Annotated in this window: 3 protein-coding genes and 1 pseudogene; 1 reads left to right on the top strand and 3 read right to left on the bottom strand. The window is 72.1% G+C overall.

Features of this window, described 5'->3' with window-relative positions:
- Both M878_RS000000100215 and M878_RS76350 read right to left on the bottom strand, forming a co-directional pair.
- Positions 1 to 211, bottom strand: a pseudogene (locus tag M878_RS000000100215) (hypothetical protein); the annotation flags it as partial.
- Position 212: 1 nt separating this feature from the next.
- Positions 213 to 1,157 (bottom strand): phosphatase PAP2 family protein, encoded by a 945-nt coding sequence (locus M878_RS76350; protein WP_023550353.1) that lies wholly within the window; start codon positions 1,155 to 1,157, stop codon positions 213 to 215.
- Positions 1,158 to 1,390: 233 nt separating this feature from the next.
- On the opposite strand from M878_RS76350, the gene M878_RS76355 reads away from it, so the two are divergent.
- Complete coding sequence (locus M878_RS76355) at positions 1,391 to 1,987, top strand: histidine phosphatase family protein (RefSeq protein ID WP_023550355.1); 597 nt, start codon at positions 1,391 to 1,393, stop codon at positions 1,985 to 1,987.
- A 184-nt stretch (positions 1,988 to 2,171) separates the two neighbouring features.
- Here M878_RS76355 and M878_RS000000100220 read toward each other — a convergent pair.
- Positions 2,172 to 2,598, bottom strand: a 427-nt coding sequence (locus M878_RS000000100220; protein ID WP_037730881.1) for an NsdA family TPR-like regulatory protein, incomplete at its 5' end; no start/stop codon positions are given.

The raw sequence follows: 2,598 nt of genomic DNA on the forward strand, positions 1-2,598 counted from the left end.
CGGCCTTCACCCGAGCCTCGAACGCGTTGCCCCGGGTCAGCGCGAACTGTGACTGCCCGAAACCGGACGGTGCGCCCAGCGCGCTCGCCAGCCGCGCCTTGTCCACCCCGGCGCCGTCCAGGATCGCCCGCCGCGCGCACCCCGGGTTCGCGGCCAGCGCCGCGAGGGCACGCGCGTCCAGGGCCTTGGCCGGTACGTCGGGACCGCGCAGCTCAGCGAGCCGGCGCCGGAGCCCCTTCTCCCGCGTCGCTGGGGGAGGCGTCCGCTTCGGCCCCGGCGTCGAGCTGCGACTCGCGCTGCCGTGGAATTCGCTCACCCGCGGAAGTCTGGCATCCGCCACTGACAATCGGGGAGGCGGTGCCGCCCGCGACGGCTGCGCCGCGCGGGAACAGACGGGACCGGAGCAGGTCCAGAACCCGCGTCACGCGCGGCGCCAGCAGGAAGCCGACGCCCATCACGGCGACACCCGCGACCGCGTCGAGGAAGTAGTGGTTGGCGGTGCCCATGACCACCAGTGCGGTGCCCAGCGGATAGACCACGCCAAGGATCTTCGCGAGGCGGGTGCCGCCGTGCCGCCACAGCATCACCCCGCACCACAGCGCCCAGCCGACGTGCAGACTCGGCATCGCCGCGTACTGGTTGGTCATCCCGCCCATGCCGCGCGGCGCGCTCGCGTCACCGCCCCACCAGCCGTACGAGCTGTAGTGCGCCATGGTGTCCACGAAGCCGTGCCCGGCGGCGAGCAGCCGGGGCGGGCAGGTCGGCACCAGCGTGAAGCCGATCAGGCCGATGAACGTGGAGGTCATCAGCCAGGTGCGGGCCCGCCGGTAGTGCTCGGCGCGGGCCCGGAACAGCCAGATGAGGAGGGCGGGCGTGACCAGGTAGTGCAGCGAGGCGTACCAGAAGTCCGCCGGTACCCCGAGCCAGGGCTCGCGCGTGAACAGCCGGTTGAGCGGGTGCTCGGCGTTGAGGTGCAGGGTCTGTTCAAGGCGCAGGATCGCCAGACCGTGGTCGACGGCGCTGTGCACGTCACCGCGCGCGAGGAGACGGCCGGCCGAGTAACAGCCGTAGACCAGGAGGATCAGGGGCAGCTCGGTCCACCAGCGCAACCGGGTACGCGGGACCCCCTCGGTGCCCGGTGTCTCGGTCTGCGGCATCCGATCGCCCGCCCCCTTCGGCTGTGCTGTTGCGGTGCGCCCAGGTGGGCGACCGTGCCACTTTACGGCGTCCGTTTACGGCGCCCGTATGTCGCCCATGAGGGCCCTCCGGCCCACAAAGACGCCGAGATCGCCCGCCGGGTTGCCCCGAACGGGTGTGAGCGATGATGGAGAAGTCCTCTCTTTTTGTTCTTGTGGCGTCTGTGTGGCGTCCCGCTCCCGGAAGGTCTCCCATGGCACCGCGCATCCTGCTGGCCCGGCACGGACAGACGGAATGGTCGCTGTCCGGCAAGCACACCGGCAGGACCGATGTGCCGCTGCTGGAGGAGGGCCGGCGGGGAGCCAAGCTGCTCGGCGAGCGACTGCACCGCGCTCCGCTGGACGGGCTGCCTGGGGTGGAGGTGCGCACCAGTCCGCTGGCACGCGCGCGTGAGACGTGCGAACTGGCCGGCTTCGGCGACCGTGCCACCACCTGGGACACGCTCATGGAGTGGGACTACGGCGCCTACGAAGGCATGACGCCGGCCGAGATCCAGGCCGTGCGGCCGGGGTGGCTGATCTGGCGGGACGGGGTGCCGGAGGGCGAGAGCATCGCCGACGTCTCCGCGCGTGCGGACGAGGTGGTGGCGTGGGCACGGTCCGCGGACCGGGACGTGCTGGTCTTCGCCCACGGCCACATTCTTCGCTCCATAGGCGCCCGCTGGCTGGGCCTGCCGCTGGACTTCGCCGCGCGGATACGCCTGAACCCGACGTCCCTGTCCGTCCTTGGCTGGGCTTACGGGGAGCCGGCGATCGAGAGCTGGAACGACATGGGGCACTTGGCGGGCTGACCCGGTGGCCGGTGCGGGGCTGGGCGGCGGTCGGGCCGCTTGCCGGTGCTTGCCGGGTGCCGCTCTCTGCGGGACGGGCGCCGCCTGGGGGTCCCCCCAGGCCCTTAAGGCACTGGGGGAGGCACGACTCTGCCCGCAGCTACGGCGCTATGGCAGCTACGGCGCTATGAAGGCGACGGCACTGCTACGCCCTCCCCGTTCTCGGCGTTCTCGGCACAGAAGCATGCCGGTCAAGGAACTCCGACACCCCCGACGCCCGCCGGTGCGGCAGCAGCACTCGCGCCGTCCCCGCCAGCATCCCCTGGATGCGGGAGGACTGGACCTGGTCCAGCAAGGACAGCACCTGCAAGCCGGCGGCAGCCGCCTCGTCGGGGCGGCCCTCACGGGCGAGATCGTCCGCCAGTTCCGCCATGTACAGCGCGATGTTCCGCGTGAAGTGCGGATCCTGCAGATGCGCCGCCCGGCGCGCGTGCCGGGACGCGCGCCGCCAGTCGCCCAGCATGGACCAGCACTGCGCCTCGAGCCCCTCCAGTTCGGCCTCTCCGTAGAAGCTCATCCACTCGGGGTCGGTGTCCGAGCGGCCCCGCGCGAAGAGGGCGTGCGCCCGGGCG

The sequence above is a fragment of the Streptomyces roseochromogenus subsp. oscitans DS 12.976 genome, from assembly GCF_000497445.1.
Classification (GTDB): domain Bacteria; phylum Actinomycetota; class Actinomycetes; order Streptomycetales; family Streptomycetaceae; genus Streptomyces; species Streptomyces oscitans.

Coding starts and splice junctions, on each gene's coding strand:
- M878_RS76355 (WP_023550355.1), top strand. CDS start 1,391: ATGGCACCGCGCATCCTGCTGGCCCGGCACGGACAGACGGAATGGTCG.
- M878_RS76350 (WP_023550353.1), bottom strand. CDS start 1,157: ATGCCGCAGACCGAGACACCGGGCACCGAGGGGGTCCCGCGTACCCGG.